Here is a 24,809-nt window from a genome sequence, read left to right as displayed (position 1 = left end):
ACGCTTGAGGGCTTTTCTCATGGGGAGAAGCCAACATGGCGAAATTCAAAGTCGTTGTTTGGTGTGACCATTGCCGAAACGATGCCGAGGGCTGCTTTGGCGGCGGCACCGAAACCATCGGCAGTTCCTACGAGACGTGGGAAGATGCCCAGAAGGCCGCCGAGGAATATTGCGGCCACTTACCTTACGGCTATCGCGTCGAAGAAGAAGACGACTACTAGACAGCGCAGCGAAAACAACGCGAAGGCGTTTTTGTTACGCGCTGTGACACGCTTTGTGAATTGTTCATGACAGCAGCATTAGCTATCGCTGCTGATCTCAGCGGGAAGTGCATCGCTGCCAATCAGGTCGGACGAGCGGGACCGAAACCGGTGGGCGCGAGGGCGGTGCGAATCCTGTAGGCCCTGCCAGTCACATGGCGGGGCCTTCCTGTTTTTCACTCACTCATTCATTCCAACACTCGCCGCTCCAAAGGTGTTGGCTTCAGTTTATTTTCTATACGCAATCATACTAAAACGTATGCTGACCGACGTCGCAGCGAATGGCAGTGTGCAAACTGTTCACTGGCCAAATAACGACGTGGTTTCGTGCAGAAATTTCAAACCCGCATTGCGTTTGTCGAGGCATTACGCTGGTCACCTAACGCCGATTTTCACCACTTGAACTTGGCCCAGAACATCATCGCGCAACGGGACGCCCGCGCGTTCGTCATGACTCCAGAAGGTCAGCGGGAAATTCGTACGGGCGACTGGTTGATCAAGGATTCGGCTGGTGCGTTCAGGCCTATGAGCGATGAAATGTTCAGGCAAAAATACGAGCCAATAAAACTGCCCTTCCCTGCAGTCTGACGGCCACCAACGTCCACTCAATCTTTTCTAGCGCGTTTTCCAAACGTTGCCTGTGGCCGCACTGGATGACCGAAACGCGTCGATTGTCCGTCGATGTATTCAACCCCTACCCGATTGGGCGCGGTCCAGGCTTTGCGCACTTCACGCCGCGCATCGGAGGCCATGTCAACGACATGAAAAATATTCGGCAGCGCATCGCCGTCAGGAAAAATCAGCAGTGCACCGCCCTGTGAGAGATTGGCGATCCGCGCCGAAAAGCTATTCCCGTCCTCAAGCTCAATCCGCGCCGGATGGCTGACGGCCTGTCGCTCGGATTGTCTGCGCTCTTTTCCCATGCGCGGACCCTGAGGCTGCAAAATCTAACAGCGGGTTACTTCCGCTCATGCAATTGCGGCCTTTGCAAACTCGGCCGCACCCTGCATCAAAATGCGTTCGACGCCGGCAATCGCGCGCCGGTCAGCGAAGCTCCGTTGACCAAGCAGCCAGCAACAAAAAAGCACCGTGCAACCGCACGCGCGGTATCTATTGATGGATCAAGACGAAAGGGCTGAATACGAAAGACAAGCCCAAATATGGTATGAAAGACAAAGACAGAATGTAAATTAGGGGGTGTTTTTGCAGTCCCGGCGATGCTGCAATATCTAACAGTGTATCTAGTGTAGGATAAAAAGGTAATTTCCCTATAAAAGGGCCTCTCGGAAAAGTTTACTGTTTACCCTACACTAGATACAACTAAATGGAACACTGAATCAAAAACACGTCATATTTTACGGCATCGAGGGTTTGTATATGGATTGAGGGGGAAGCTTTGAGCCGAGTGCATCGCGATCTCCGCCTAATTTGTATTGCAGTTTTGGGCCTCACTGCGTTCCTATCTAATCTCGCAGCTTCAGGGGCTGCCACGCTTTGGATATATCCTTACGTGAGAGGTTGCCTGCTAGAGATTATTACTCGATGTCTGCAGGCTGCGTTATTAGCGGGAGGCGGCCTTATCCTATATCAGTTTGTTCAAATTAATGAAAATCGCGGCGCGAAATCAGTAAAGCTGACGATCGCATTGCTGGCGATTACACTGGCTAGCGCCGGAATAGTGACTAGACTAGCACCACCCGCCATAGCTTTTTCTAGATGCGCCTATCACAACGCCAAGGAGTCGCCCTGCTATATCACCATAGATAAGGCCACCGAATGCCAGCTGCAATCAATAGACACAAAACTGAGGAGCCTTACGGAAATGAAGCTTTTCTATGAATATGACGACTTCGATCAATGCACTTCTGATTCGAAAAAATAAGGGGCACCATTTCTGGCACCCCTTGGCATTATCTAGTCTTTATGGACAGGTAGATTAGGAACCTGAACCGCAAATTCTTGAGAAGCGATTTCATATAAGCTCCATTCTTTAACTACCCTGGAGCGTTCCCCTCATCGTTTCTTGAAATTTGGTCGCATAGAAGCTGAGTCGTGACCCAAAATCACGGAATTTCTACGCGATATTTTTTGTCTGTCATTCTCTAGGCCCATACCCACCCCCGCCCCCACACTGGCCTCGTCTCGCCTCGGTCAGAGAGAGTGGACGCCGTCAGTCACTAGCCGCTTTAGCTCAGCCGGTAGCGGGCGAACGTAGGAGAGCGTAGCTCGACGTGCGTGAGCACGCGAGGAACGAGCGTAGCGAGTGACGGGGGCACGTCACATTCGCAGACCTCGGGGTTTATCGTGGTATCAAAAGCTAGCAGTTGCCAATCAATCGCAACTAAATCAGAACCAAGCTATTGAATTATATGGTGCCGCTTGTGTGACTCGAACACACGACCCCGTCATTACGAATGACGTGCTCTACCGGCTGAGCTAAAGCGGCTTTTGTTCCGGCGGAGGGGCGTTCCCCCCGAGAAGGCGCGAGGGATACTCTGGGCGGCCGGGAATTGCAAGGGTCGTGGCGTCAAAAGTCATTCCTGCCGCAGAGGCCCGCGCAAACCCAGCACGAGCCAAGACCCTCAACCCGATCAGCGCCTTAGTTGACCGACCGGAAAGTCCGGCGTGCGACGGGTTGCTCAAGCTCCGGCTCCGGCGGCTCCGTGCCCGGATCGTCCGGCGCGCGCGGCGTGATGAAGACGGCCGAATCCCCCCGCCCGGACGGCGAGCGCTCCTGGGGCAGCGTCTTGAGCGTCGTTGCAACCTCATCGCCGCGTGCCACCGCCGCTGGATGCGCGGCCCCATTGGCGGCACTTGCTGCCGATGCCTTCGGGGTGCTGCCGGAATTCGGCGTCACTGGAACGGTGACTGGCTCGGCGGTTACGACCTCAGGCTCGGCCGCCACCGTCGCCGTCACGGGCTGGCTTTCGGCAGAGACGGGCGTTGCTGCTTCGGCCTTGCGATCCGGAGCCGCTGGCGCTTCAGCCTTGATTTCTGTCGTCGCCGGGGCAATGGCGATCAACTCGTCGATCTTGGTCGCCAGAATTTCACCGCCAGCACTGTCGATTGTTTCAACCGGCACGCGCCATTGGAAGGCATCGAGACGACCATCGACCGGAGAGATCGGTTCCCAGTGATCGGAGATGACGCCGTCGGCCATCCACACCGGATCGCGCGCAGCGTTCATCGCCCGCGCCAGCCATTCGCGCACCCGGCCCTTCTCTCCGTTCTCGCCGGCTTCGATCCGAGCCATCAACAGCGCAACGCGTTGCGTCAAGCGGTCGGCGAGCAGCGGCTCCAGTGCCCGGCGGGCTTCGTCATACAGTCGGGCCTCCGCCGCGGTCGTCGCCACTGCGATCGGGCTTTCGATCGAATGCGGATTGAGAGCCGCGAGCTGGCGGACGCGATCGAGACGGTCCCGCGTGCTGTCGCCGACACGCGCATGCGCGTAAACTGTCGCGAGATCGGGATGCGGCGCCTTCGTCCAGGTCTTCTGGATGATCTTTGCCGCCTTCGAGGTGTTGCCGCGCGATGCCAGAATGCGACCCGCAACGACGGCAGCCGGCACGAGATCCGGCGCCAAGGCGTGCGCTTCGAGCGCCCAGGCGAGCGCCTTGTCGGGCGTATCGTCCTCGGCTGGGATCGCCTTTGCCGTCAACAGCACTGCGCGCTTGCGATCGGCAGCGGCTTTTGGAATGTGACTGCTCTTGCGCGCATGTTCGAGCGTCGCCAGCGCCGCCGTCCAGTCCTTCTGCTTGCATTGCTGCTCAAAGAGCGCCGTCGACGACCAACCGAGTTTCGGATTGGCCTTGAGCGCCCGCGCTGCAAACTGCCGCGCAGCTTCGCCCGCGCCTTCCCGCTGCGCTTCGAGGAACAGCCCGCGAAGCCCCAGCTGTTCGGTCTCGGGAGACGCCAACATCGCCTCATAAATGCGCCGCGCCGACGCGCGGTCGCCGGAAAGCTCCGCCGATTGCGCGCGCAACAGTTGCGTAAGCGGTTCATGCGGCAGACTCTTGCGTGCCTGCAGCGCATAGCGCGCCGCAAGCGAACTATCGCCCGCACCGATGGCGATCATGCCCCCGGAAAGCGCATCAAGCCCTTTTCGCTCGCGATGCCGCATCAGCCGGCTGCCGATTATCGCCGGGCTGTTCCACAGTGTCTTGAAGACCGACCACAAAAAGATCAGCGAAGCGACCAGCGCCGCCAGGATGACGACGGCACGAAACACCGAGGTTTCGATGTCGTAGCCCTGCCAGACGATTTGCAGCGTGCCGGGCCTGTCGGCGAGCCAGGCGAGACCGGAGGCGATGAGGGCGATCGTGAGCAGATAAACGACGAGGCGCACCATGACGCAGACCCTTTATCGATTATGGCGACGGCTGTGCCGATTGCTGGGAGACGCCCGCAATGGAAGACTTCAGTTGTGAATTGAGGTTCTGAAGCGCGGTCTCGACGCTGACCCGCGCCGCAACCTTGTCGAGGAAGGGGCGCATCGCATCCTGCGCCTTCGGTGACAATTCCTTGCCCTGGTCGATGACCTCTCCGAGACGACCGTCTGCCAGCGCAACCTGCATGCGCCCGACGACGGCTTCCGTGCTCTTGTCATCGGATTTGAGATCGATCCGGCGAACGCGCACAACCGATTTCGCACCAGCCCAAAGCCGATCGACGACGCTCGCGTCCTGCGGCTCTGAATCGGCGTCGATTGCACGGTCTGCCGCCGTGCGGAATTCCTTGGTCAGCTCGGGCAACGTCGGCACACCCGTGTCCTGAAGCTTCTCCAGCGCTGACAGATCGAACGTCGGCCCCGCAACCTTCTTCACGTCGGCAAGCTGAGTCGAGAAACTCTGCCCGCTGTCGAGCGCGCGCTGCAGGTTCTGCAGTTCAAGCGCGAGGACAACGCGCTTCGCGCTTTCCTTGCGCGCCGCATCGCCTTCGACGACCGCCTGCACGCTTTTATCAAGCGCCGCGATCTTCTGGTCGATCGGCTGCACGGCGGCTGAAATGTCGGCAGGTTTCGCCGCGGCCGTCCGCAAACCATCGAGCGCCGTCCTGAGACTTGCGAGCTGATCCTGCGTGACTTTGAGATCGGCTGCGACGTGATCGGTCGTCGACTTCAACGCCGCGATCTCTTCTTCCATCCGCACATTGTCGGTCTTGAGACCGGCGACATCCTTGTCGATACGCTGCGTGCCCGCACGTGCCGTCTCGGCGGCTTCGGTCGCCGATTGAATGCGGCTCTCGACATCCTTCGTCACGTTCGTCCGCAGCGCGGTCAGCTGCGTCGCAAGGCTCGTTTCGAGATCGGACACTTTGCCCGTCAGCCCCGCGATTTGCTCGATACGCGTCGCATTGGGATCGTTGACGCCCGCATCCGCCATCGCCTTCAGCCGATCCTCGATCTTGCCGATGCGCTCGATAAGTTGCGGCTGCCCAGCGTCGGAGGCGGCCGAGGCCAGCGCCGCTTTCGTCTCGGCGACGAGGCGCGTCTGCCCTTCGATCAGCGACGGAATTTTCTGTGTCGCATTTTCGAGGCCTGCGATCTTCGCCTGAATTCCGCTGAGATCCGGTGGCGGCGGTGCTGCACTTTCGTTCTTCTCAATCGTCGCGAGACGTTGCGAAAGATCGGCGATCTTTGCATCCGCGCCGTTCTGCATTTCAAGCTGAGGCAAGGCCCACAGCACGGCAGCGAACGCCAGCGCGCCGCCGGCAATCCCGGCCGCCAGATGACTGAAAACGCCGCCGCGTTTTTGCACGACGATCGGTTCTTCTAACTTAGCCGCACGGGCGGCAAAGGCCGCCGACGACGTGGCCGATGCGCCAGGTTTATCGGAGCTGGGCTTATCGTATTTGCCGGCGCCGAACGTCGCCTTGGCGTCGCTCTTCTTCGGCTCCTCAGCATAAGATCCAGCCGCCGCCGGACGCGGAACCTCGCTGCCTGCCGCGCTCTGAGCCGCGGCGCTCGATTTGCCCGGCGACACCTTCACCTCGGTCGCTTTCAGGTCGAGCGTCGCGTAGGGCTTCTTTCCCGCTCCACCGCTTGATCCTGTACCCGATTTCTCATCTGCCATCGGAGCCTAAGCCTCCTTACGAAACTCGCATATGTCATCCGGTCCCGGTTCAGAATCCAGGTGCTCCGGAAAAATCTGTCTATTGAGAGGGCTCAATTGCCGGGGCGACCAGCCGGTCTGTTTTTACGCCTTGTTACTCCGCTTTCGAGCTTGCCGCGAGACGTTTTACGAGTGCAATCATTTCTTCGATGTTAGGTTGCGAAGAAACGAGAGTCATATCGGTTTTTGCAATCGGCCCCAAGGCTTCACCTACGCGCTCGGACAGGCATAAATACGTTATGCCTGAAAGTTGTACCGGCGGCGACAGCGCGGCAACCAACCGTGACCAGATCCGCGCCGTCCGCGGCGACATCAGCGTTACCGCATCGATGCCGCCCGTTTGGAGCGCTTTGATGACATCCGGCGGCAACGCTTCCGCTTCGACTGACCGATACGCCAGCACCGGCACAACGTTAACGCCACTTTCGGCCAACGCGCTTTCAAGATCGAACGCGACGACGTCGCCTCTGAGATAGATCAAACGTTGGCCCGCGGCCCGCGCCCTGAGCATCGGTGCAAGGTCTTCGGCTCGCCCCGGCCCTTCCACGATCCGCGCAAAACCGATGTCCCTCGCCGCAGCTGCAGTTGCCGGCCCGACGACGTAAAGCGGCAGCGGCGTCAGCGTGGCAAGTACAGGCGAAGCGGCAAGCGCCGTCAAAGCGTTACGGCTGGTCGCAACGATTGCCGTCGCATTGGCAAACGCGTCCGTCGGAACATCGTTCGCAACGGTTTCCATAAGTGGCGCCAGCATTACCTCGCACCCAAGCTCTTCGATGCGCGTTTTCAGCGGTTCGGCATCTTGAATTGGGCGCGTAATGATGACGTTCATCAGACGTTCGGCCTGACAAGCAACGCGGCATCCGCCTGGTTTAGAATTTCATCGGCCGCGGACAATCCGAGGTCGTGGGCATCTTTGACATTTCCGATACGAGAAACGTCATAGCATTTCTCGCCATCCGGCGAGAGCAGTTGCCCGCGAAAGCGCACTTCATCCCCTGCGACGATGCCATGCCCCGCGATCGGCGTCCGGCATGACCCTTCGAGCCGCGCCAGGAACGCCCGCTCGGCCGCGACCGCCCAAGCCGTTGTCTCATCATTCAATGCTGCAACGATCGGCGTCACGAGTTCATCGCCATCGCGAATTTCAAGCCCGATCACGCCCTGCGCCACGGCCGGCAGCATATGCTCCATCGATACTGGCGATGTGATCCGCTCCGTCATTCCCAGCCTCTTGAGACCGGCGACCGCCAGAAAGGTTGCTTCCGCCACACCGTCTTCCAGCTTGCGCAACCGTGTCTGCACGTTGCCGCGGAAATCGACGACGCGCAGATCGGGGCGCGCATGTAGCACCTGCGCCTTCCGTCGAAGCGACGATGTCCCGACGACCGCATTCTGCGGCAGCTTCGAGAACGATTCATGCCGCAAAGAAATGAATGCGTCGCGCGGATCTTCTCGCGGCAGCACCGCGCCGATCACCAGCCCGTCGGGCAGTACGGTCTGCATATCCTTCATCGAATGGACGGCAACATCGATCTCGTCGGTCAACAGCGCTTCTTCGATCTCTTTCGTAAAGAGACCCTTGCCGCCGATCTCCGACAGCGGCCGGTCGAGCACGCGGTCGCCCGTCGTCTTGATGACCTGAATGGTGACGGCCTCATCGGCCAGACCATGGGCGGCGATGATCCTATCTTTGACTTCGTGCGCCTGGGCGAGGGCCAAAGGCGAGCCTCGGGTCCCGATGCGGATGCGGGTCGCTTGCAAAAAGGTTTCTCCGGATGCTAGGCGGGGCGCTCGAGCCCAAATGCCGATAGATGAATGCCGGTAATTCGGGCGACAGGTATGCTCCAAAGAGGCGCGGATTCCAACCACGCGCCAGCAAGTTCTAAGTTAAGTTCCTGAACAGATGTCTGAGCCTTCCGATACTGCGCCTTCTGCCGCCCTTGTTCTCGGCATTGAGACGAGCTGCGACGAGACGGCCGCCGCCATTGTATCCCGCAACGCCGCGGGAGAAGGGCGAATTCTGTCCAACATCGTTCTGTCGCAGTTCGACAAGCACGCGATCTACGGCGGCGTCGTACCGGAAATTGCCGCCCGCGCCCATGCCGAAAGCCTCGATCTTTTGGTCAAGACCGCCCTCGATAAAGCGGGCGTAACGCTCGGCGACCTGACCGGAATTGCAGTGGCCACCGGCCCGGGACTGATCGGCGGCCTCGTCGTCGGCGCCACCACGGGCAAGGCGCTGGCCCTCGCAACCGGCCGCCCGTTTGTTGCGATCAATCATCTGGAAGCGCACGCCCTGACGGTCGGCCTGACCGATCAGGTCCGGCCGCCCTATCTGATGCTGCTGGTCTCCGGTGGCCATACGCAACTGCTGCTCGTTGAAGGCGTCGGCCAGTATCGCCGGCTTGCGACGACCATCGACGACGCCTTGGGCGAAGCCTTCGACAAGACGGCAAAGCTCCTCGGCCTGCCCATGCCCGGCGGCCCCGCCGTCGAAAAAGCCGCAGCGAACGGTAACGGCACGCGTTTCGACCTTCCGCGCCCAATGAAAGGCCGGAGCGACCCGCACTTTTCATTCGCCGGTTTGAAAACGGCGGTCAGACATGCGGCCATGCAAAGCGCGCCGCTATCCGAGCAAGATATCGCCGATCTCTGCGCCTCCTTTCAGGCGGCCGTGTGCGAGAGCGTCGCTGATCGCGTGCGGCTCGCGATGCGTACGGGCGCATCGCATTTTCCGGACGCCGGGCAGCGGCCATTCGTCGTCGCCGGTGGCGTCGCCGCCAACAAGGCGCTGCGTGCCACCCTTGTAGATGTCGCCCGAGCGCATGACTTCTCGTTCCACGCACCGCCGTTCGAACTTTGCGGCGACAATGGTGCCATGATTGCCTGGGCAGGCGCCGAACGCTTGGCCCGTGATCTTGCCGACCCGCTCGACGCGCCGGCAAGACCGCGCTGGCCGCTTGACGCCGAAGCGCCCAAAGCCATCGGCGCCGGTGTCAAAGCTTAAGCTCATTACGGCTTAAGCCGCCGAAGGCTAGTCTGAATGTGCCATTTGCATTCCAATCGAAGTGCCGTGCTAAGTTGAACGAATGACAGTCCCGGGGGCGGTTTTGCAGATACGTTCGATCAGTGTTGTCGGCGGCGGCGCCTGGGGCACAGCCCTCGCGCAGACGCTATCGCACGGCGGCACGGCGGTGACGCTTTGGGCGCGCGAGCCCGAGGTCGTCGACGACATCAACGCCCGCCATGTCAATCGCACGTTTTTGCCGGGCGTCGATCTCAATCCGGCAATCCGCGCGACCGGCGATCTCATGAGCATTGCGCATGCTGATGCCATTCTCGCTGTCGTCCCGGCACAGCACCTGCGCGGCGTGATGGCGAAACTCGCGACGCAGATTGCACCCGATACCCCTGTCATCCTTTGTGCCAAAGGCATCGAGCAATCGACCGGCCGCTTCATGGGCGATGTTCTGGAAGAGGTCGCGCCGCGCTTGCTTCGCGTTGTGCTTTCCGGACCGAGCTTTGCCGCTGACGTGGCCCGCGGCCTGCCATCGGCGCTGACGCTCGCCTGTCGCAATGAAGCCGTCGGCCGCGCGCTCGCCGCGACGTTGTCTTCGCGCCAGATGCGCCTCTATTGGTCGAGCGACGTACTCGGAGCCGAGCTCGGCGGCGCCGTCAAAAATGTTCTCGCCATCGCGGCTGGCATCGTCGCCGGACGCGGCCTCGGCGCCAGCGCGCATGCGGCCCTCGTGACACGCGGCTTTGCGGAGTTGCGCCGGTTCGGCGACGCCTTGGGCGCGCGTCCCGAAACACTTCTCGGACTATCCGGCCTGGGCGATCTCATCCTGACGTGTGGCAGTCCGCAGTCGCGAAACATGTCGCTTGGCCGCGCCCTCGGCGAGGGCCGCACGCTAGCCGAGATTCTTGGCGCCCGTGCCGCCGTCACGGAAGGCATCTATACCTGCAAGGCGCTTGTCCGCTTGGCGCACGAGCATGGCATCGACATGCCGATCGCCGAAGCCGTCAACGATATCATCGAAGGCCGCCTGATGGTCGATGAGGCGATCACGGCGTTGATGCAGCGGCCTTTAAAAGCTGAAGATTGAGCGCCGCGCGATCGACCTTCCAGACGTGATAGATCGCGTGCGGATCAGGTAGCGCCACCGGCACCAGGAAACGCGGCGCTTTGCCATTCGCAAGATCGACCTTCAGCGTTCCCTTCCAGTCCAGACTCGATGCAAGCGGCTTATCAAGACCATCGCAGATCGCAACGTAATCGACATCCTCCTGCTTCAACAGCGCAGCCGCAGTCTTGGCATCGTGCGCTGAAAAAATCAGATGATTGGCGATGATCGCATTCGCAATCCGATGATAGGGCGCCGAGAGCACGCGATGATGCGTTTCGGCGGCGATAAAAGCGCCAACGTCGATATGCGCAGCAACAAGCCCCGCAGGCAGGTCGGCCAATTCGCGGATCGCTTCGGGCTTGGAGCAGGCATCCGCGTCGGCGCGTACCTGTTCCGTCATGGCAGGCGGAGCACCGACCGCCGCATCGACACCACCCGATGCCCACAGCAGCACTGTCTGATTGAACAGCACGATCGCGCCCAATCGTATTGTCGACGCGCCGATATCTCCGACCGGACCCAGGCGGCTGACGACGAGCGCCATCGGCACGATCGAGATAAACGATGCGTAAGAAACATACTTGTATTGCCAGCAGGCTAAACCGATCAACGACACAACCGCGGCAAGCAAAAAGAGGTCAGCCGCGCTGCGCGTCTCTTTCAGTCGATGAACTTGCGCCCAGAGCGCAATGCCATAGAACGCAAGCAGACCGAACGACTGACTGAAATGGCGATGGAAGAAATCCGCAACAATGCTGTTGTTCTCGGCGACCTTGTCCAGCCAGATCTTGATTGCAAGCGGCGGCAGTTGTCCTAAGGGACCCCCGAGGCACTTCGGCTCAAGCCATCCATAGGCTGCAATGCCAACGCCCGCACAGGCCGCAATCGAGGCGATACGCGCATAAAGCTTGCACTCCCGGCCCGGCACAAGAGCGACCAGAACCCCCACGACCCCCGATGCGACCAGCACGACCATGTTGAGCGAAATGGCATCGCATTTGATGTCCATCCAGCGCGACGGCGGAATGGTCGCGAAGAAAGCTGCTGCGAACGTCAGCGCCAGCGCAATCGAAAACGCCGCCGCACCTTTCTCGACGCGCCGGTCGAAAAGCCCCCACGCAGCAACGAACGTTCCCAGCACAACCGCCGGAGCCAACGCCTCATAGCCAACGGCGAGCGCCAGGCCAACCAGCACGCCAGCAAAGCGCCAAGCGGCCGTGCGCTGCGGATAGGCCCACATCAATAGGGTGGCGGAAACCGTACAGGCGATCATCACATTATGATGGTCGATGCGGCCAACAGCGAATTGATACCACCCAAGCGGCGTCAGCGCCGCGAATAGCAGTGTCAGACGGCCGATCATATCGCCGCCGACCTTCGCTGTGGTTTTGAACATGACCCACGTGAGGAACCCCAGCGTCAACAGCGGCCACGCAGCATGGGTCAAACGCTCCGCATCTTCGATGGGAAGGAAGAGATTGAAACCCGCGATTAGCGCTGCAATCGGTAGATCGACAAGGCGAGACCAATGCGACAGCATCCCGGCATCGCCGCCGAACTTTATCGTCGTCGTATCGAACCAGTGCCAGGAAGCCATCAGCTCCCGGACCTGAACAAGGCGCGTCGCGTCGTCCGGATCGCCAAAGAAACCGTAAATCCCGACGCCGGTGACATGCCAACTGCGAGCGCCGACGAATGCGAGCGCAATCAGCCACCAACCCCAATTCGGAACATCGCGTAAGCAGGCCCTAATCCCCTGCTCGACCGATACCTTCGATGTAGCGGAATGCATACGCTGGTCCCCGGAAAGGCCGCGAGCCTATCGGACGCCCATTAGGGGACCGTAAACTTCGGCCAGCCGCAGATAAAAAAGGCCTGAAATTTTATATTCGGGCTTGCTTCGAATTCTTTGCAAATATCAGCCTTTGTTTACCCATCCTCCCTAGTCTTCCGCTCAAGCATATCCGGCTCCCGGTCGCGAGCTGCTGCCCAAAGCCGTTCTGTTCATGCGTAGGCGCGTTTCATGTCCCATAGCGAAGTGTTCGTCATCGGCGCGGGTCCGGCCGGTCTCACGGCATCGTATCTTCTGACCAAGCAAGGTATTTCCACGACCGTCATCGAGGCCGATCCGCACTACGTTGGCGGCATCAGCAGAACCGTCAACTACAAGGATTTCCTGTTCGACATTGGCGGCCATCGCTTCTTTTCGAAGTCGAAAGAAGTCGTCGATTTGTGGAAGGAAATCCTGCCGCAGGATTTCATCAGCCGTCCGCGCATGAGCCGCATCTACTACGACGGCAAGTACTATTCTTACCCGCTGAAAGCCTTCGAAGCGCTCGGCAACCTCGGCGTCGTCGAAAGCGCCATGTGCGTGCTCTCGTTCATGTACAAACAAGCCTTCCCGAACGAAAAGCCGGAAACCTTTCACGACTGGGTTGCCAATCAGTTCGGCGAGCGCCTGTTCTCAATCTTCTTCAAGACCTACACGGAAAAAGTGTGGGGCATGAGTTGCGATGAAATCTCGGCCGATTGGGCTGCCCAGCGCATCAAAGGCCTCGATCTCTGGTCGGCGATGGCCAACGCGCTGCGCAATTCCGTCAAGCCGAAGGGCGTCAAGGACGGCACGGGCGCACACGACGGCGAAGTCATCAAGACGCTGATCGAAAGCTTCCAGTATCCGCGCAAGGGCCCCGGCATGATGTGGGATGCGGCAGCGGCCAAGACCCGCGCCCAAGGTGGCAAGATCCACATGGGCACCGAGCTGTCGACCCTCAGATACGACGCTCGCCAGAACCTCTGGACCATTAAGGCCCGCACACCATCGGGCGATCTCGCAACCTTCACCTCGCGCCACGTCATTTCATCGGCCCCGATCCGCGAACTGATGCACGCTTTCGCCGAGGCCCCGAACGCGCTGGCCGCCGCCGACAATCTGCGCTACCGCGACTTCATCACGGTCGCCCTCGTCGTGAATAAGCCGGACCTCTTCCCCGACAACTGGATCTATATCCATGAACCGAGCGTAAAGGTCGGCCGCATCCAAAACTTCCGTTCGTGGTCGCCGGAAATGGTGCCCGACAGCAAACTCGCCTGCCTTGGCCTCGAATACTTCTGCTTCGAGGGCGATGGTCTCTGGGCAGCAGAAGATAAAGACTTGCTGGCGCTCGCCCGCAAAGAGCTTGCGACGATCGGCCTGGCCACCGAAGACGAATGCGTCGACGGCTGCGTCGTCCGTCAGAAGAAGGCCTATCCGGTCTACGATGATGGCTACAAGCGCAACGTCGAAGCCATCCGCTCTGAGCTTGCCGAAAAATACCCGACGCTGCACCTCGTCGGCCGCAACGGCATGCACAAGTACAACAACCAAGACCACGCGATGATGACCTCGATGCTGACGGTCAAAAACATCGCTGCCGGCGAAATGCTCTACGACATCTGGAACGTCAACGAGGACGCCGAATATCACGAAGCCGGCGGCTCAGGCGCGGAAGAAGCGCTAAAGAGCGTCCGCATGGTTCCCGCTAAGCTGCGCAAGGCAGGCTGATCGCATGGCGCTCGCACCGGCTGATGACGTGACGATGCCCGAGAGCGGTCGCGGAGCGAGTCACACCGCCGCGGTCGTTCCGCAGCTATCGCGCTATTCCGTTGTCAGCGTCGCCGCGCTGGCGACCGATGTCGCCATCTACATGTCGCTCTGCGCGCTCGCCATTAACGCTCCGGTAGCAGGTGTCGTCGGATATGGAGTGGGCATGATCGCTCATTACGCATTATCGACCGCCTTCGTCTTCGACGTCGCCCACGCCCGAAAATCGGCGCCGCGACGCCTTGCGGAATTCGCGGCCTCCGGATTGCTCGGCTTGATGCTTACCGGCCTCGTCATTGCGGTGATGACTGACTACTTTGCCGCATCCGCCATTGCGGCCAAAGCCGTCGCGACGATCGCCAGCTTTCTCGTGGTCTTTCTCGTTCGCCGCTGCATCGTCTTCGCGCCGGCCGCCGACAAAAATATCTGGGACGCAAACCTCGTTTACTCAAAATCAGGGTCTTGCGACTAGGTTCAGTCGAACACGTCGTAAGCTGTACCTCCGGCAGCCCGGCGAATTGATTTTCAAGTAGTGTCGCGTCTGAACCTCCGCACTTCGGTGCGGAGGTTCTGTTTTTTCAGCCCTTGAGATCGATCTCGTTCCACGCTAGGCACGCTTATCTCGTGGAACGCGCTATCTCATGCAAACCTGGCTATTCAAATCCGAGCCCGACGTTTTTTCCTGGAGCGACTTAATCGCGCGTGGGACTAAAGGCGAAGCCTGGGACGGCGTCCGCAATTATCAGGCCCGCAACAATATGCGCGCTATGAAGATTGGCGATCTCGGGTTCTTCTACCATTCCAACGAAGGGAAGGAGATCGTCGGCATCGTGCGCGTCATCGCTTCCGCACATCCCGAAGCAAAAGACGAAACCGGAAAATGGGAATGCGTCGACGTCGCAGCCGTCGCGCCGGTCCCCTCGCCCGTTGGCCTCGATGCCGTCAAAGCCAATCCGAAACTGTCCGGTATGGTTCTCGTTAACAATTCCCGGCTGTCGGTCCAGCCGGTCGCCGCCGACGAATGGAAAGAAATCTGCAAGATGGGCAGCGTCGACTTGAAGAAGCTTAAGGGCTCATGACCGGCGGCAAACTCGATCTCACCGACCCGCGCGACGCCGAGCGTTTCATCCTTGAAAATACCAGACCGATCGCCCCGCCTCTGGTTCCCGAAATCACACTGCGGCTCGCGGAAGAATCTTTGCCGATCTGGCAGAAGACCGAGGACGAACTGGGCGAATTGAACGTCCCGCCGCCCTATTGGGCGTTCGCGTGGGCCGGCGGCCAGGCTGTCAGCAGGTACCTTCTCGACAACCAGGACATCTGTCGCGGTTTGCCCGCGTTCGACCTCGGTAGCGGCTCAGGCATCTCGGCGATCGCCGCTGCCAAAGCCGGCGCATCCCACGTCGTAGCAGCAGACATCGACCCACTCGCGCTCGCGGCATGCGCCGTCAATGCCGCCGCCAATGCGGTGACGCTTTATACCACTGATCGCGACATGCTGTCGGCGGCGCCGCCCAGAGAAAGCATCGTCATCGTCGGCGATCTTTTCTATGAGCGCGAACTGGCCGAACGCGTGCTGCGCTTCATTGATGACGCCAAGAACGAGGGATGCTCCGTCTACATCGGCGACCCTCGCCGCAGTTACTTTCCGGAAGGAAAGTTTACGCCGCTCGCCGAATACCAGGTACCGGTAACCCGCGAGCTTGAAGACTTCGAAATCAAACGGACCACCGTCTGGCGTGCTTAAGAAAAACATGCCGCGGTGCGAGATTGATTTCGATCATTTTGGTTGCGAACCCCCTTCCCCCACCATCGAGCATGTTGTGGAGCGGGGCTCGTCGCCGCATAATGACAGGAAATGGCCGCAGCTCAGACGGCCAAACGGAGGTGCGCTCTATGTCGGATAAAGTTTATGCCGTCCCCCAGGCGTGGGCGGAGCGGGCTTACGTCAATGAACAGTCTTATGACGCAATGTATCAGCGATCGATCAGCGACCCTGAGGGCTTCTGGTCGGAAGCCGGCAAACGGTTGCACTGGATCACGCCCTATACGCGCGCCAAGAACACCAGCTTCGCGCCGGGCAACGTTGACATTCGCTGGTTCGAAGACGGGACGCTGAACGTCTCGGCGAACTGCATCGACCGTCACGTCGAATCCCGCGGCGACAAGGTCGCCATCATCTGGGAAGGCGACAACCCGAACGAGAGCGAACAAATCACCTACCGCCAGCTCCATGAGCGGGTTCAGCGCTTCGCCAACGTCTTGAAGAAACTGGGCGTCAAGAAAGGCGACCGCGTCACCATTTATTTGCCGATGATCCCAGAAGCAGCCTACGCCATGCTGGCCTGCACGCGGATCGGCGCTATCCATTCGATCGTGTTCGGCGGCTTCTCGCCCGACAGCCTCCAGAACCGGGTTGAAGACGCGGAATCAAAGCTCATCATCACGGCCGACGAAGGCCTTCGCGGCGGCAAGTCCGTTCCGCTCAAAAAGAATTGCGATGCCGCGCTCGCAAAATGCAAGGGCGACGAGAAGGTTCTCGTTGTCCGCCGCACCGGCAATCCTGTGCCTTGGACGCCCGGCCGCGATTTCTGGCTGCACGAAGAGCTCATTACCGTCCCGGCCGAGTGCGAGCCGGAGGAAATGCGCGCCGAGGATCCGCTGTTCGTGCTCTACACATCCGGCTCGACAGGCAAGCCGAAGGGCGTCGTCCACACGACAGGCGGCTATCTCGTCTACGCCTCGATGACGCATCAGTACGTGTTCGATTGCCGCGACGATGATGTCTACTGGTGCACCGCCGACGTCGGTTGGGTCACCGGCCACAGCTACATCGTGTACGGCCCGCTCGCGAACGGCGCCACAACGCTGATGTTCGAAGGCATCCCGACCTACCCGTCTGCTTCGCGCTTCTGGGACGTCGTCGACAAGTGGAAGGTCTCAATCTTCTACACCGCGCCAACCGCTATTCGCTCGCTGATGGGCGCGGGCAACGACCTTGTAAACAAATCGAGCCGTGCATCGCTGCGTCTGCTGGGATCGGTCGGCGAGCCGATCAACCCCGAGGCTTGGGAATGGTATCATAACGTCGTCGGCGAAGGCCGCTGCCCGATCGTCGATACGTGGTGGCAAACGGAAACCGGCGGCATTTTGATTGCACCGCTTCCCGGCGCAACGCCGCTGAAGCCCGGCTCCGCCACGAAGCCATTCTTCGGCGTGAAGCCGGCGCTCGTCGATGACAAAGGCAAGATCCTCGAAGGCGACACGCAAGGAAACCTCGTCATCCTCGATAGCTGGCCGGGCCAGTCGCGCACCGTCTACGGCGATCACGATCGCTTCGTGCAGACGTACTTCTCAGCTTATCCCGGCATGTACTTCACAGGCGACGGCTGTCGCCGCGATGCCGACGGCTACTACTGGATTACCGGCCGCGTCGACGACGTCATCAACGTGTCGGGCCATCGCATGGGCACGGCCGAAGTCGAAAGCGCACTCGTTTCGCATCCAAAGGTCGCCGAGGCGGCCGTCGTGGGCTACCCGCACGACCTCAAGGGCCAGGGCATCTACTGCTATGTCACGCTCAACACGGGCGAAAATGGCGATGACGCTTTGAAAAAGGATCTGGTCGCTCACGTTCGCCGGGAAATCGGCCCGATCGCATCGCCCGATCTCATCCAGTTCTCACCTGGTCTGCCGAAGACGCGCTCGGGCAAGATCATGCGGCGGATCCTCCGCAAGATCGCCGAAGACGATTACGGTAGCCTGGGAGACACATCGACCCTCGCCGATCCAGCCGTGGTCGACGACCTCATCACAAACCGTCAGAACCGGCGCATGATCTGACCGCGAACGTTAACCCTATCGTCCTGGGCTTCGGCGCTTTCCGGCGCCCAGGATGTTGTCGCGTTTGCCGGCACCTCGATTTCACTGACGCCGAACAAGCGGCTGACGGTCATCGCGACCGTCCCTTTCGCGCCCACGGTAACTGTATGAGCTTCACGGTCGATCCGGATGGTGGGCGGATCGATTGTCCCAACATGACGAGCGAACGTCACGTCCTTGTCGAAATGGGACAACGCCATTGTCTCGATCTGGACATCCTCCGGCGTGCCATCGCGCACCGCTCCGGCGCCAGCCTCGGACGCAGCCCGGACTGCCCCTTCGACACCTTCCCGCATGTTCGCAACCCGCGCGTAGTCAAGCGCAGCGCCTGCTGCCAAGACCAGGGCGACGATCATCGATACGAAGATGACAATTGCTGAATATTGTTCACCGCGGTCGAACGGTAGAACGGCCGCGGTTCGTCGCTTGAGCATCTGTCCCTCCTTGAAACACCCCTTCCCGATTACGAGTGCGGTCATGCAACTCGGATGCCGGAATAAAGGCGTTCCGTGGGCGGACAGTTCGATCAACACGTAATTTAAAAACGCACCGCCCGGAACGGCGGTAGGGCCAGGGAAATCGCGCTCAGAAATCGGACGTAATGCCGCCCTTCTCCCAGTCGCCGAAACGCGTCGGTTCCGGCCCCTCGCGACCGCCGACTTCGGCAGGGCGTGCCTGCGCAGCCTCGCGCCCCTTTCGACGCGCCTCGGCCTCGGCAAGCGCCCGCTGTGCCTCCGGCGTCAGGACGCGCGGAAGAGGCTCGTTGTCGGTCACAGTGTCATCTTTGGCGGTCATCGCACGTCGGGGCTCCGGGAGGGCAATCGCTACCTTTTTCGGCGCGTCACCTTTATGAATGGTTGGGATACCATATATACGCGGCTGTAAGGTTGCAGACCAGTTGATGGACCACGTGTCGCGAGTAACCCCATGCCCATGAACTACCTCAAGACCGCAATGCTGCTTGCATTGCTGACCGGCATCTTCCTTGTGCTCGGTGCGCTTGTTGGCGGCAAGACCGGCCTCGTGTTCGCGTTTTTCATCGCGCTTGCGACGAACGCGTTCAGCCTCTGGAAGTCCGACAGCGTCGTCTTGCATATGTTCGGCGCGCAGGAAGTGACTGACGCCACTGCGCCCGAACTCGTCGGCATCGTCCGCGATTTGGCACTCCGGGCCGAACTACCGATGCCCCGCGTCTACATCATGAACAATCCGCAGCCGAACGCCTTTGCGACCGGCCGCAGCCCATCGCACGCCGCCGTCTGCGCCTCGACTGGCCTGCTGGAATCTCTCGACCGGCGAGAATTGTCCGGCGTCATCGCGCACGAACTCTCGCACATCAAAAATCGTGACACGCTGACGATGGCGGTTGCAGCGACCATCGGCGGCGCTGTTTCGATGTTTGCGCAATACATGCAGTTCGGCATGATTTTCGGTGGCAATCGCGATGGCGACCGCGGCGGTCTCGGCATGATCGGCACGCTTGCAGCAATCATCATCGCGCCGATGGCCGCAGGCCTCGTGCAGATGGCAATCAGCCGTTCACGCGAATATCAGGCCGACCACATGGGCGCGATGATCTGCGGTAATCCGCTTTGGCTTGCATCTGCGCTTCGTCGGATTGATGGTGCCGCCCGCCGCATTCCGAACGAAGAAGCGGAAGCGATACCGGCCGCGGCTCATATGTTTATCATCAATCCGTTGAACGGCCACGGCGTCGATAACCTGTTCTCGACCCATCCGAACGTCGAAAACCGCATCGCGGCGCTTGAAGCGCTGGCGCGCGAGATGGGTGTCAGTAGCGGAAATTCCGGTATGACGAGTGCGCCGGATCCCGCACCGCGTGGCGGCGCGACAGGAGAAGTCTGGATCGGCGGCAAAAACTATACTAAGCCTCCGAGCCCCTGGGGCTAACGTGCAAGATCATACAAAATCCAAAAATTCCGCGCCGCGACCGTCTCGTGCGCGCGCCGGCGGCCCGTCGTCTCCCCGAGGAGGCGCATCCCGTCCACGACCGGCGCAAAGCCCGGACGGGCTGAAAACGCGCGACGTCGCCGTCTCCGCGCTCTACACTGTGCTTGTCGAGCGGCGCCCGTTTGACGACGCCTTTGCGAGAGCCGCCGCCGCGCGCGATCTCCCGGGCCGCGACCGCGCTTTCGCGCGTCTCATCGCCACCACGGCGCTCCGGCATCGCGGATCGCTGCAAGCCGTCCTCAACACCTATCTCGCCAAGCCGCTGCCCGAACGCATGGGCCGCCTCGACGAGATTTTGCTCGCAGCCGTGGCGCAGCTTCTGCTGCTGCAGACGCCGCCGCACGCCGCAATCTCGCTCGCCGTCGATCAATGCCGTGCCGACAGCTCCGGCAAGCGCTTCGCCAACCTCGCCAACGCCGTTCTGCGCCGCGTTAGCGAAAGCGGACACGGCCGCTTGGCCGACCTCGATAATATCGCGCTGACCTTTCCCGATTGGCTGCTGGCGCGTTGGAGCGACGCCTATGGCGCGCCCGCCGCCCGCCAGATCGCCCGCGCGTCCCTCGCTGAGCCCGCCCTCGACCTGACGGTCAAATCCGATCCCGAACGGTGGGCAAAAGAGATTGGTGCCGTTGTCCTGCCGACCGGCTCGATCCGTTGCGCGCAGGCCGGACGCATCGAAGAGCTGCCCGGCTATCTCGACGGCGCCTGGTGGGTGCAGGACGCCGCCGCCGCGCTCCCCGTCAAGCTGATGGGCGACGTCGCCGGATTGTCGGTGCTCGATCTCTGCGCCGCGCCCGGAGGCAAAACGGCCCAGCTTGCGACCGCCGGGGCCAATGTCACCGCCGTCGATAAATCCGCGGGCCGTCTCGGCCGCTTGAGCGAAAATCTTACACGCCTCGGGCTGACCGCGACCACCGCCGTTTCCGACGCCTTGACCTTCAGCGCCGACCGGCAGTTCGACGCCGTCCTTCTCGATGCCCCCTGCACGGCGACCGGCACGATCCGTCGTCATCCCGATATTCTCTATCTGAAACGGCCCGAGGATGTCGGTGCCCTGGCAGCCCTCCAGAAACGGCTCCTCGACCACGCGGCTAGCCTTGTGAAACCCGGCGGCATACTCGTCTACTGCACTTGCTCGCTCGAACCGGAAGAGGGCGAAATGCAGGTCGAAGCCTTCCTCGAGAGCCACCCCGATTTCGCGCGTCGCCCGATTGCCCTCGACACCGACACGATCCCGATGACGTGGCGCACGCCCGCCGGCGACCTGCGGACGCTGCCGACGCAATTTGCCGATTTACCGGAAGGACTTCAGGGCCTTGACGGATTTTTCGCGGCATCTCTGGTGAAGACCTGTTGAGCGCTGGTGCGTGTGACGCCTGTCCGCCTTGTTTTGACTGAGGTCGGGGGCTAATCCATTCTGAGGTGGTAAGACCATCTCTGGACGGGGAGCCAGACTTTGAGTCTCAATGTTTCGGAACGACTGAAAATCCGCTCGCTCTCGGTCGAGCGATTGCGCCGTCGCGCCGTGACTTTGACGCTCTCATCCCCATTCCTGCGGTGGCGATACGCCGGCAACGGCGCCGATCAGATCCTGATCGTCCCCCAGGAACTGCGCGCTGCCGATCCAAGCTTCTGGACCGAGGTTTCACACGGCTACTTCGGACTTGCCGCCGAGATCGCCGATCTCAAAGGCGCATCCGTCTTTCGCATCACACCGCCCAGCGTCGCTTGGGAACGCGAACTGCATGGCTTCGGCTGGCTTCGTCACCTCGCCGCAACCGAAGAAGACGAAGCCGCAGCCGCCGCACGTGAGCTTGTGCTCGAATGGATCGCCCTCAAGCGCATCTCTCACGGCATCGCCTACGAGCCCGAGGTCGTCGCCCGCCGTCTGATCTCCTGGATCTCGCAAGCGAACATGCTGCTCGAAGACCTCGACGCGCGCGCTTACACCCAGATCATGTCCAGCATCGGCCAACAGATCGGCGCGCTGCGGACGACGTGGCGCAACGCGCCTGACGGCGTACCGCGCATGGTCTGCCTGATCGCGCTCGTGCTGACAGGTCTCGCTGTCTCTGGTCACGACAAACAGTTGAAGGATGCCGAGGCCGCGCTCATCATCGAGTTGAAGCGACAAATCCTCGAAGACGGCGGCCACATCAGTCGCAGCGCCAGCGTGCTCGAAGATGTCGTTCTCGATCTACTGCCGCTCGGTCAGTGCTTCGGCTCGCGAGCCCTCGTCGCGCCGGACGAGATCAACGCAGCGGTACGAAAATCGCTGCGTTTCTTGCGTTTCATGCGTCTTGGAGACGGCATGCTGGCCCGCTTCAACGGCGTCAGCACGGGTTCACCAGCCGCGCTCGCTACCGTGCTGGGCTACGCCAGCGACGGCGATTTCGATATCATGCCGGTGGCCCGCGCCTCCGGTTACGCCCGCCTCGACCGCGGCACCACGATCGTTATGACTGATGTCGGCTCGCCGCCACCGCTCGAACTTTCAACGGAAGCGCAGGCAGGCGCGCTGTCTTTTGAAATGACGTCACGCCAGTACCTGATCTTTGCCAACGGTGGTTTTCCCGGTCCAGCCGATCACGACTGGGATTCGGTCGCCCGCGCCACCGCCAGCCACAACACACTCTGCCTCACCGAGACGTCATCCTCGCGCCTGATCCGCCACGAGCAATTGGAATCGATGGTCGCCGGCCTGCCGATCCGCGGCCCTGACACCGTTTCATTCGAATTCCACGACGGCCCGACGCAGGCAGAAATCAACGCGACGCACGACGGCTATCTGAAACGCTTCGGCTTGATCCACGGCCGACGCTTGGCGCTTGCGCCCAAAGGCGACAAACTCGAAGGCGTCGATACGCTCGAACCGCCCAAGGGAACGCTGCGACTGAAGCAGGACCTCCCCTACGCCATCCATTTTCATCTGCATCCTGATTGTCGTTGTCAGTCCGCGGGCCACGGTCAATGCCGCCTCACCCTTCCCGACGGCGAGGTCTGGATTTTTGCCGCCGACGAGACGGCACAGATGTCGATTGAGGAAAGCCTTTACTTTGTCGACAGCGCCGGACCGCGTCCAAGCCTGCAAATCGTGCTGCGCGGCACGACATTCGGCGAGACGTCTGTTCACTGGTCCGTGCGAGCCGAAGCGGCTGAGTCCGCTCCGAATTCGTAAATAACAAATCTTGCGCGTCACAATCGCGCGCTCGTCCTGACGCGGGATGGCCACGCCCGGCGCGCCGTGATAACGGCCAAACCGAAAAAAGCTGGGGTGAACATGGCTGACCAACGCATACGCCGAGCGCTTCTCTCGGTCTCCGACAAAACCGGGCTCATCGACTTCGCCGCCGCGCTGAAAGGCCGTGGCATTGAACTCGTCTCGACCGGCGGCACCGCTGCGGCGCTGAAAGCCGCAGGCCTCTCGGTGATGGACGTCTCGGAACTGACCGGCTTCCCCGAAATGATGGACGGCCGTGTGAAAACGCTGCATCCAAAAGTCCACGGCGGGCTCCTCGCCATTCGCGGCAACGCGGTCCACGACAAGGCGGCAAGCGAGCACTGCATCCTGCCCATCGATCTGCTGGTCGTGAACCTCTACCCCTTCGAAGCAACCGTCGCCAAAGGCGCAACGTATGACGATTGCGTCGAAAACATCGACGTCGGCGGCCCGGCGATGATCCGCGGCGCTGCGAAAAACCACGACAGCGTCACGGTGGTCGTCGAGCCTTCGGATTACGAACGTGTGCTGAGCGAAATTGCAGCTAACGATGGCGCAACGAAGCTCGCGACTCGCAAAGCGCTTGCCGCCAAGGCGTTCGCCCGCACCGCCGCTTACGATGCCGCAATCAGCAACTGGTTTGCCCGCGAGCTTGACAGCAATGCTCCGGAATGGCGCGCCTTCGGCGGCCACCTGGGGCAAGCGCTGCGCTATGGCGAAAACGCCCACCAGACGGCGGCGCTTTACCTCTCAGCGGACACGCGCGTCGGCGTCGCGACAGCGAAACAGCTTCAGGGCAAGGAATTGTCCTATAACAACATCAACGACACCGACGCCGCTTTCGAGCTTGTCTCAGAATTCGATCCGAAGACGCCCGCGGTCGCCATCATCAAGCACGCCAATCCGTGCGGCGTCGCAGTGAATGCCTCTCTCGCCGAAGCCTACCGCCAGGCGCTCGCCTGCGATCCGGTCAGCGCCTTCGGCGGCATCATCGCGTTGAACAAAACGATCGACGCCGCCACCGCCGAGGAAATGACGAAGATCTTCACTGAGGTCGTCATTGCGCCCGACGCAACCGATGAAGCCAAAGCCGTCTTCGCCGCGAAGAAAAACCTGCGCCTTCTTCTGACGGGCGGGCTTGCCGATTCACGCGCACCGGGCCTCAACTTCAAATCCGTGGCGGGCGGCTTTCTCGTCCAGTCGCGCGACGCCAGCAACGCCGACGATCTCGATCTGAAAGTCGTCACCAAGCGCGCCCCGAGCGAACAGGAACTGAAAGACCTGCGCTTTGCGTTCAAGGTCGCAAAGCACGTCAAGTCGAACGCCATCGTTTATGCCAAGAATGAATCAACCGTCGGCGTCGGCGCCGGCCAGATGAGCCGCGTGGAATCTTCGCGGATTGCGGCATGGAAAGCTGCCGAAGCCGCCAAAGCGCTTGGCCTCGACAAGTCGCTGACGATCGGTTCTATCGTCGCCTCCGACGCCTTCTTCCCGTTTGCCGACGGCTTGATTACGGCGGCGGAAGCAGGCGTTACGGCGGTCATTCAGCCGGGCGGTTCGATGCGCGACGACGAGGTCATCAAAGCCGCTGACGAACGCGGCCTCGCGATGGTCTTCACCGGCGTCCGCCACTTCCGCCACTAAGGCAGCCTCCCG

The 24,809-nt window shown here is 60.9% G+C and carries 21 protein-coding genes and 1 tRNA gene; 13 read left to right on the top strand and 9 right to left on the bottom strand.

What is annotated here, in order from left to right:
- Positions 1-35: 35 nt before the first annotated feature.
- Entirely contained in the window at positions 36-221 is a 186-nt protein-coding gene (locus tag ACLB1Z_RS01390) for a hypothetical protein (RefSeq protein WP_013950422.1), read from the top strand.
- Positions 222-587: 366 nt separating this feature from the next.
- A complete protein-coding gene (locus ACLB1Z_RS01385) occupies positions 588-848 on the top strand; it encodes a hypothetical protein (protein ID WP_409561703.1) in 261 nt (86 codons plus the stop codon).
- A 17-nt stretch (positions 849-865) separates the two neighbouring features.
- On the opposite strand, the gene ACLB1Z_RS01380 is transcribed toward ACLB1Z_RS01385, so the two are convergent.
- From ACLB1Z_RS01380 to hemC, 6 genes are all read right to left on the bottom strand, one after another.
- Positions 866-1,183 (bottom strand): PilZ domain-containing protein, encoded by a 318-nt coding sequence (locus ACLB1Z_RS01380; protein WP_409561702.1) that lies wholly within the window; start codon positions 1,181-1,183, stop codon positions 866-868.
- A 1,447-nt stretch (positions 1,184-2,630) separates the two neighbouring features.
- Positions 2,631-2,706, bottom strand: a tRNA-Thr gene (locus tag ACLB1Z_RS01375).
- A 153-nt stretch (positions 2,707-2,859) separates the two neighbouring features.
- Complete coding sequence (locus ACLB1Z_RS01370; RefSeq protein ID WP_409561701.1) at positions 2,860-4,608, bottom strand: heme biosynthesis protein HemY; 1,749 nt, start codon at positions 4,606-4,608, stop codon at positions 2,860-2,862.
- Between the two features lie 19 nt (positions 4,609-4,627).
- Positions 4,628-6,331 carry a COG4223 family protein gene (locus tag ACLB1Z_RS01365; RefSeq protein ID WP_409561700.1) on the bottom strand — a complete coding sequence of 568 codons (1,704 nt, stop codon included), beginning with the start codon at positions 6,329-6,331 and terminating at the stop codon, positions 4,628-4,630.
- A gap of 133 nt (positions 6,332-6,464) precedes the next feature.
- Positions 6,465-7,199, bottom strand: a complete 735-nt coding sequence (locus ACLB1Z_RS01360; protein WP_409561699.1) for a uroporphyrinogen-III synthase — start codon at positions 7,197-7,199, stop codon at positions 6,465-6,467.
- Positions 7,199-8,131: a hydroxymethylbilane synthase gene (hemC, locus tag ACLB1Z_RS01355; protein ID WP_409561698.1), complete on the bottom strand. Its 933-nt coding sequence runs from the start codon at positions 8,129-8,131 to the stop codon at positions 7,199-7,201. Before hemC ends, ACLB1Z_RS01360 begins: the two co-directional genes overlap by 1 nt.
- A gap of 142 nt (positions 8,132-8,273) precedes the next feature.
- Between hemC and tsaD the strand changes: the two genes are divergently transcribed.
- Both tsaD and ACLB1Z_RS01345 read left to right on the top strand, forming a co-directional pair.
- Complete coding sequence (gene tsaD, locus ACLB1Z_RS01350) at positions 8,274-9,377, top strand: tRNA (adenosine(37)-N6)-threonylcarbamoyltransferase complex transferase subunit TsaD (RefSeq protein WP_409561697.1); 1,104 nt, start codon at positions 8,274-8,276, stop codon at positions 9,375-9,377.
- An 82-nt stretch (positions 9,378-9,459) separates the two neighbouring features.
- Positions 9,460-10,476, top strand: coding sequence for an NAD(P)H-dependent glycerol-3-phosphate dehydrogenase (locus ACLB1Z_RS01345; RefSeq protein ID WP_409561696.1), 1,017 nt, complete (start codon positions 9,460-9,462; stop codon positions 10,474-10,476).
- Here ACLB1Z_RS01345 and ACLB1Z_RS01340 read toward each other — a convergent pair.
- Positions 10,436-12,289 (bottom strand): hypothetical protein, encoded by a 1,854-nt coding sequence (locus ACLB1Z_RS01340; protein WP_409561695.1) that lies wholly within the window; start codon positions 12,287-12,289, stop codon positions 10,436-10,438. The two genes, ACLB1Z_RS01345 and ACLB1Z_RS01340, sit on opposite strands and share 41 nt — an antisense overlap.
- Positions 12,290-12,520: 231 nt before the next feature.
- Between ACLB1Z_RS01340 and ACLB1Z_RS01335 the strand changes: the two genes are divergently transcribed.
- From ACLB1Z_RS01335 to acs, 5 genes are all read left to right on the top strand, one after another.
- Entirely contained in the window at positions 12,521-14,041 is a 1,521-nt protein-coding gene (locus ACLB1Z_RS01335; RefSeq protein WP_409561694.1) for an NAD(P)/FAD-dependent oxidoreductase, read from the top strand.
- A 4-nt stretch (positions 14,042-14,045) separates the two neighbouring features.
- Positions 14,046-14,552, top strand: a complete 507-nt coding sequence (locus ACLB1Z_RS01330; protein ID WP_409561693.1) for a GtrA family protein — start codon at positions 14,046-14,048, stop codon at positions 14,550-14,552.
- 169 nt (positions 14,553-14,721) lie between these two features.
- The gene (locus tag ACLB1Z_RS01325) at positions 14,722-15,159 is read left to right on the top strand and encodes an EVE domain-containing protein (protein WP_409561692.1); all 438 of its coding nucleotides are present in this window, start codon (positions 14,722-14,724) and stop codon (positions 15,157-15,159) included.
- Positions 15,156-15,827, top strand: a complete 672-nt coding sequence (locus tag ACLB1Z_RS01320) for a class I SAM-dependent methyltransferase (protein ID WP_409561691.1) — start codon at positions 15,156-15,158, stop codon at positions 15,825-15,827. The genes ACLB1Z_RS01325 and ACLB1Z_RS01320 overlap by 4 nt, the downstream gene beginning before the upstream one ends.
- 149 nt (positions 15,828-15,976) lie before the next feature.
- Entirely contained in the window at positions 15,977-17,923 is a 1,947-nt protein-coding gene (acs, locus tag ACLB1Z_RS01315; protein WP_409561690.1) for an acetate--CoA ligase, read from the top strand.
- On the opposite strand, the gene ACLB1Z_RS01310 is transcribed toward acs, so the two are convergent.
- Entirely contained in the window at positions 17,902-18,396 is a 495-nt protein-coding gene (locus ACLB1Z_RS01310) for a hypothetical protein (protein ID WP_409561689.1), read from the bottom strand. The genes acs and ACLB1Z_RS01310 overlap by 22 nt on opposite strands.
- Positions 18,397-18,547: 151 nt before the next feature.
- Positions 18,548-18,757: a DUF1674 domain-containing protein gene (locus tag ACLB1Z_RS01305; protein ID WP_409561688.1), complete on the bottom strand. Its 210-nt coding sequence runs from the start codon at positions 18,755-18,757 to the stop codon at positions 18,548-18,550.
- A 132-nt stretch (positions 18,758-18,889) separates the two neighbouring features.
- Here ACLB1Z_RS01305 and htpX point away from each other — a divergent pair, with 132 nt between their 5' ends.
- The 4 genes from htpX to purH all read left to right on the top strand — a co-directional run bounded on the left by htpX (position 18,890) and on the right by purH (position 24,797).
- Entirely contained in the window at positions 18,890-19,873 is a 984-nt protein-coding gene (gene htpX / locus ACLB1Z_RS01300) for a zinc metalloprotease HtpX (protein WP_409561687.1), read from the top strand.
- Between the two features lies 1 nt (position 19,874).
- Positions 19,875-21,290, top strand: a complete 1,416-nt coding sequence (locus ACLB1Z_RS01295) for an RsmB/NOP family class I SAM-dependent RNA methyltransferase (protein ID WP_409561686.1) — start codon at positions 19,875-19,877, stop codon at positions 21,288-21,290.
- A gap of 99 nt (positions 21,291-21,389) precedes the next feature.
- Complete coding sequence (locus ACLB1Z_RS01290; protein ID WP_409561685.1) at positions 21,390-23,111, top strand: heparinase II/III family protein; 1,722 nt, start codon at positions 21,390-21,392, stop codon at positions 23,109-23,111.
- A gap of 102 nt (positions 23,112-23,213) precedes the next feature.
- Entirely contained in the window at positions 23,214-24,797 is a 1,584-nt protein-coding gene (gene purH, locus ACLB1Z_RS01285; RefSeq protein WP_409561684.1) for a bifunctional phosphoribosylaminoimidazolecarboxamide formyltransferase/IMP cyclohydrolase, read from the top strand.
- The last annotated feature ends 12 nt before the right edge of the window (positions 24,798-24,809 follow it).

Origin of the sequence: Hyphomicrobium sp. MC8b (assembly GCF_905067615.1) — a bacterium.
Taxonomy (GTDB): domain Bacteria; phylum Pseudomonadota; class Alphaproteobacteria; order Rhizobiales; family Hyphomicrobiaceae; genus Hyphomicrobium_B.
The sequence above is the reverse complement of the archived record's forward strand: the minus strand, read 5'-3'. Positions and strand labels throughout refer to the sequence as shown.

Coding starts and splice junctions, on each gene's coding strand:
- ACLB1Z_RS01380 (WP_409561702.1), bottom strand. CDS start 1,183: ATGGGAAAAGAGCGCAGACAATCCGAGCGACAGGCCGTCAGCCATCCG.
- ACLB1Z_RS01365 (WP_409561700.1), bottom strand. CDS start 6,331: ATGGCAGATGAGAAATCGGGTACAGGATCAAGCGGTGGAGCGGGAAAG.
- htpX (WP_409561687.1), top strand. CDS start 18,890: ATGCCCATGAACTACCTCAAGACCGCAATGCTGCTTGCATTGCTGACC.
- ACLB1Z_RS01370 (WP_409561701.1), bottom strand. CDS start 4,608: ATGGTGCGCCTCGTCGTTTATCTGCTCACGATCGCCCTCATCGCCTCC.
- ACLB1Z_RS01325 (WP_409561692.1), top strand. CDS start 14,722: ATGCAAACCTGGCTATTCAAATCCGAGCCCGACGTTTTTTCCTGGAGC.
- ACLB1Z_RS01320 (WP_409561691.1), top strand. CDS start 15,156: ATGACCGGCGGCAAACTCGATCTCACCGACCCGCGCGACGCCGAGCGT.
- ACLB1Z_RS01345 (WP_409561696.1), top strand. CDS start 9,460: ATGACAGTCCCGGGGGCGGTTTTGCAGATACGTTCGATCAGTGTTGTC.
- ACLB1Z_RS01310 (WP_409561689.1), bottom strand. CDS start 18,396: ATGCTCAAGCGACGAACCGCGGCCGTTCTACCGTTCGACCGCGGTGAA.
- ACLB1Z_RS01360 (WP_409561699.1), bottom strand. CDS start 7,199: ATGAACGTCATCATTACGCGCCCAATTCAAGATGCCGAACCGCTGAAA.
- ACLB1Z_RS01305 (WP_409561688.1), bottom strand. CDS start 18,757: ATGACCGCCAAAGATGACACTGTGACCGACAACGAGCCTCTTCCGCGC.
- ACLB1Z_RS01335 (WP_409561694.1), top strand. CDS start 12,521: ATGTCCCATAGCGAAGTGTTCGTCATCGGCGCGGGTCCGGCCGGTCTC.
- ACLB1Z_RS01340 (WP_409561695.1), bottom strand. CDS start 12,289: ATGCATTCCGCTACATCGAAGGTATCGGTCGAGCAGGGGATTAGGGCC.
- acs (WP_409561690.1), top strand. CDS start 15,977: ATGTCGGATAAAGTTTATGCCGTCCCCCAGGCGTGGGCGGAGCGGGCT.
- ACLB1Z_RS01330 (WP_409561693.1), top strand. CDS start 14,046: ATGGCGCTCGCACCGGCTGATGACGTGACGATGCCCGAGAGCGGTCGC.
- ACLB1Z_RS01390 (WP_013950422.1), top strand. CDS start 36: ATGGCGAAATTCAAAGTCGTTGTTTGGTGTGACCATTGCCGAAACGAT.
- purH (WP_409561684.1), top strand. CDS start 23,214: ATGGCTGACCAACGCATACGCCGAGCGCTTCTCTCGGTCTCCGACAAA.
- tsaD (WP_409561697.1), top strand. CDS start 8,274: ATGTCTGAGCCTTCCGATACTGCGCCTTCTGCCGCCCTTGTTCTCGGC.